5 protein-coding genes are annotated in these 4,035 nt (G+C 58.3%); all 5 read left to right on the top strand.

What is annotated here, in order from left to right; all coding sequences use genetic code 11:
- The first annotated feature begins 179 nt into the window (after window positions 1–179).
- The 5 genes from ACNKID_RS10720 to ACNKID_RS10700 all read left to right on the top strand — a co-directional run bounded on the left by ACNKID_RS10720 (window position 180) and on the right by ACNKID_RS10700 (window position 3,912).
- Window positions 180–320 (top strand): hypothetical protein, encoded by a 141-nt coding sequence (locus ACNKID_RS10720; RefSeq protein ID WP_417913427.1) that lies wholly within the window; start codon window positions 180–182, stop codon window positions 318–320.
- 30 nt (window positions 321–350) lie between these two features.
- Complete coding sequence (locus ACNKID_RS10715) at window positions 351–1,184, top strand: polysaccharide deacetylase family protein (protein WP_417913426.1); 834 nt, start codon at window positions 351–353, stop codon at window positions 1,182–1,184.
- Window positions 1,165–1,542, top strand: a complete 378-nt coding sequence (locus ACNKID_RS10710; protein ID WP_417913425.1) for a hypothetical protein — start codon at window positions 1,165–1,167, stop codon at window positions 1,540–1,542. Before ACNKID_RS10715 ends, ACNKID_RS10710 begins: the two co-directional genes overlap by 20 nt.
- Window positions 1,543–1,563: 21 nt before the next feature.
- Entirely contained in the window at window positions 1,564–3,237 is a 1,674-nt protein-coding gene (locus ACNKID_RS10705; RefSeq protein ID WP_417913424.1) for a hypothetical protein, read from the top strand.
- A gap of 69 nt (window positions 3,238–3,306) precedes the next feature.
- Complete coding sequence (locus ACNKID_RS10700; protein ID WP_417913423.1) at window positions 3,307–3,912, top strand: hypothetical protein; 606 nt, start codon at window positions 3,307–3,309, stop codon at window positions 3,910–3,912.
- Window positions 3,913–4,035: the final 123 nt, after the last annotated feature.

The following is a 4,035-nucleotide window of genomic DNA, read 5'->3' as shown; positions in this document are numbered from 1 at the left end:
TTTGCAGATGAGCAGGAAAGAAACAGCAACGGTTATGTGAAAAATACCGCAACAGAAGAAACCGGTTCGCTGTCCGCTGCAACGCTTGTTCACTTCTGCAAGAGGTCTGCCAGCTGATAAGTTTTTTTTCTGAATTCATCTGTCGCGAATTACAGCATCGCTGGGAAAATATTTTTGGCATGGACAAAACCATGGGCCGGATGCACAGCGGCGCGCTGTTTGCCGGTGCGGCATCAGAACTGCCTGATCAACAGTGGACTTACGCAATCCTGTTGACTTTTTTTTCCCGGCGGGTCTATAGTGAAGAATTGCGAGATTGAAGTTCGAATTACCAGCTCAGGAGGTGCGCCATGCCTGTTTCTCTTGCCGGTTCCGTAGGCCGGAATGGAAAAAATTTTCCAAGCGACGTGCGGCTGATCTTCTCCCTGTTCAACAAGATTCTGCCCGCGCCCTTGGCAGTCGGTGATCAGTGTTCAGCGGATCTGATCCAAGCGATTTTCGATTTTCAGAAATCCTTCCTCTCCAGCCCGGACGGCCTGATTGATGTGGGCGGCGCAACATGGCGCAAGCTCACCGCTGCTACAGGGCATGGTTCAGTCATCCCGCCTCTGCTTCTTTCTTTTGACGACGGCCCGGCTCCGACCGCCGCTCTGCATTCAATTTTGAACACCCTTGACGCAGCAGGAATCAAAGCTGAATTCTATGTGCTGGGCAAAGAGGTGGACAGCTTTCCCTCTGCGGCCAAAGAGATTGTCCAGCGTGGCCACCGGGTGCAAAATCATTCCTACAGCCACCCCAACTTGGCCAGCGCGGCTGAAGCTGTGGTACACTCCGAGCTGGAAAAAACGCAGGACAGCATCAGGAAGGCCACTGGCATAACTCCGACAAAAATACGTCCGCCCTTCGGCGCAGGCGGCTGGCCTCCGTATGATCCCCAGTTAGCCAAGGTGGCGGCGAGTCTCTCGCTGAAAATTGAGAATTGGGACATTGACACCGAGGACTGGAAAAGTCCCAAAGGCACGATGGATCCGGCCAAGCTGCGTATGATCAAAAAGCAGCTCGATCAGCGCAGCGGCGGCAGGCCGTTGAATGTGCTGATGCACATTCAGAACGAGACTGCTGACGATCTTGGCCGTTTCATCAGTCAGCTCAAGGCGTGGGGCTATGTTTTCGCCGCACCTTGACAAAGCCTGCCGCCGGGCCGTTCTGCTCCTGCTGACTGTCCTGCTTCTGCTGCCGCTGCCAGCCTGCGGCAGTCAAGAGCTGATGCAGGCGGCGGCCAGCTACCGGCAGCGGAAGGACTCCGCCAGCTTGGAGATCATCCACCTAAACTTGCACCGGGGAATGCCGCAGGCTGAGGTCGAAGGACTGCTCGGAGAGCCGGATTATTCGCCCATTGAGGGGCAGCAGTATTACGCCTCCCGTTGGGATGGAACAAAACAGAGCGGTCCGCCGCCGACTTTGGTGGTGGACTACCGGGACGCGCAGGGCGGCCTGACCGCCGTGCTGCATGATTTCTGGCTGGGGACAGCCGGAGAATAAATCTTAACAGCGAGGTTTTTCATGCCGTATTCGATTTCTGGCTCAGTGGGCGAAGGCGGAGTCAACCGCGCGGAAGACGTGCGGACGGTCTATGCCCTGTTCAACAAAATTCTCTCAACGCCGTTGACGGTCAGCGACATCTGCTCGGCAGAGCTTGTTCAGGCGATCAAGACATTCCAAACGTCATTCATGAGCAGGCCGGACGGCAGAATTGATGTCGGCGGCGGCACATGGCGGCGGCTTCTCGCGGCGGCGGAGCCATCCATACCTAGCGGCGGGGCATGGGCTGCGCAGCAGCAGTGGAGCGACAGCTACGAGGCCGAATACTCGCGCTGGATCGAGCAGCTGTACACCAAGAAAGGCTCCACGCTGACCGCCTGCCTGCGCAATCCCTCGGCCAACAGCCTGTACTCCGAAGAGGACAGAACTGTCTCAGTCTTCAGCGACTGCGCCGACCTGCCCTATCTGCTCCGGGCCTATTTTTGTTATAAGAAAAAACTGCCATTCTCCTTCAACTCGACCATCTCCGGCGGACGCTACACCAGCGGCAACACGCCAGGCAGCCGCAAATCCTTCCTCGACTATGCCAGCTTTTCCAGCTTGGCCAGAGCAATCAGCAACAGCATTCACAGCGGCTTTTTCCGCTACGCGTGGACAACGGAGAAGACCGATACCTATTTGGCCGAGGTCAGCCGGGAAAGCATCACGCCGGGCGCAGTCTATTACGATGCCAACGGCCACGTTTTGGTGGTGGGGCGGGTGGATGCAGACGGCACGGTCTGGCTGATGGATGGCCACCCGGACAACAGCCTGACCAGCAAGCGCTTCGGCGAGTCACTTTCGCGCGGCTCCTGCACGAGCGGCGGCGGCTTCCGCCGCTGGCGGCGGCAGACCGTGAGCGGCGGAAGCATCGTCCTCGCCGCCAATCAGGCCGAAAAATTCTTTGATTCCAGCCAGAGCCAGTGCCAGAGCAGCTACCGCGTTGACGGCTTCGACCTCAACTATCATCAATGGGTAAAGCGACGGCTGGCTTCTGGCAATATCCGCATTGATCCGATCACAGAGCTGGCCCAGCAGCTTTCTGCCCTGCACGAGGCCCTGAAGGAGAGGGTAGACTCCGTCAAAGCGGCGGTGGACAACGGCATCCACCGAAAGGCCCATCCGAACAGTCTGCCCCACAACATCTACGGGGCCGAAGGCGAATGGGAGACCTACTCCACGCCAGGACGGGATGCGCGGCTGCGGGCGCAGGTGAAGGAAACGCACAGTTTCATCAGCATGAGCGCGGAGGCGGTGGCGCGGGGCAGCCATCCCTACCTATTCAACGGCACAGCCAGCCAGCTGGTGCGCCGCTACGGGGAAATCTGGCAGGACAGCTCGACGCGGCTGCGGATCAGCTATGCCAGCTCCGCCGGAGCGGCGGTTTCGCTGACCTTGGCCGAAATCATGGACCGGCTCTTCAAGCTCTCCTTTGACCCCTATCATTGCCCGGAGCTGCGCTGGGGCGACACGCAGAGCACTGCCTGTCAGGACGGCTCGGTCAAGCGCGACTGGTACAACAAGGAGCAGCGGCTGCGCAATGTCATCACCCCGGACAGCAACGCCAACACCACGGTGGACTGGGGGCCGCTCAATCCGCCGGAAATCCACATCGGCAAACTGCTGGAGCGGCTGAAGCAGCAGCACGGTGCCTGAGCCAAGGCGCATTCTTTTGCCGCTGCCTGCTGGCTTGGCGGCGGCGCACCAGAGCAGGAGAAAACGATCATGTTCCGACCGTCAGTGGAAAAGCTGATTGAGGTGATGCAGGCCAAAGGCCATGCAGTCTATGACACGCCGGGCGTGGACTGGAATTTGAATATCGTCGGCATCCGCGTCTGCGACCCTGAGCCAGGCACATTCAACGACACGCTGACTGTGTTCCAGCGCTTCCGGGGCATCTGGGAGATTTCTTATTATCACATAACCACGGATCCCAGCCTGTACTATCTGCGGCATCCGGTCAACAGCTCCGGCACCGCCATCCTCAAGGAGGGGCAGTACAGGGGCGCGTACAAGCTTGATGTTCACAACCGGGGGCTGGCCAGCGGTCATCTGGCGCTCTGCCAGCGGCTGAAGCCGGTCACAGTCTACCGCGACAGCAACCGCGACGCGAAGCTGAATCTGCTTGCGGGGAAAACCGAGACCGGCCTGTTCAACATCAACATCCACCGCACCAGCGAACACCACATCAACGAGCAGAAGTTCTCCGCTGGCTGCCAAGTTTTCGCTGATCAGCGGCAGTTTGCCGACTTCATCCTTAAATGTCAGGAGGGGAAAAAGGCGTTCGGCAATAAGTTCACCTACACTCTGCTGCACGAGCGGGATTTTTAGAACCTTAGAATCTTCGCGAGCCTGCTCCAACTGGCGCAGGCTCATTCTTTGCCCTTCTCTATTAGACCTCTTGCATAAGTTGAGCCAGTCAGTGCGCCCTGTGTGAATGAAAATCTTTCGCCC

This window comes from Candidatus Electronema sp. TJ, from assembly GCF_048287355.1.
Lineage (GTDB): Bacteria > Desulfobacterota > Desulfobulbia > Desulfobulbales > Desulfobulbaceae > Electronema.
The sequence above is the reverse complement of the archived record's forward strand: the minus strand, read 5'-3'. Positions and strand labels throughout refer to the sequence as shown.

Coding starts and splice junctions, on each gene's coding strand:
- ACNKID_RS10720 (WP_417913427.1), top strand. CDS start 180: ATGGACAAAACCATGGGCCGGATGCACAGCGGCGCGCTGTTTGCCGGT.
- ACNKID_RS10715 (WP_417913426.1), top strand. CDS start 351: ATGCCTGTTTCTCTTGCCGGTTCCGTAGGCCGGAATGGAAAAAATTTT.
- ACNKID_RS10710 (WP_417913425.1), top strand. CDS start 1,165: ATGTTTTCGCCGCACCTTGACAAAGCCTGCCGCCGGGCCGTTCTGCTC.
- ACNKID_RS10705 (WP_417913424.1), top strand. CDS start 1,564: ATGCCGTATTCGATTTCTGGCTCAGTGGGCGAAGGCGGAGTCAACCGC.
- ACNKID_RS10700 (WP_417913423.1), top strand. CDS start 3,307: ATGTTCCGACCGTCAGTGGAAAAGCTGATTGAGGTGATGCAGGCCAAA.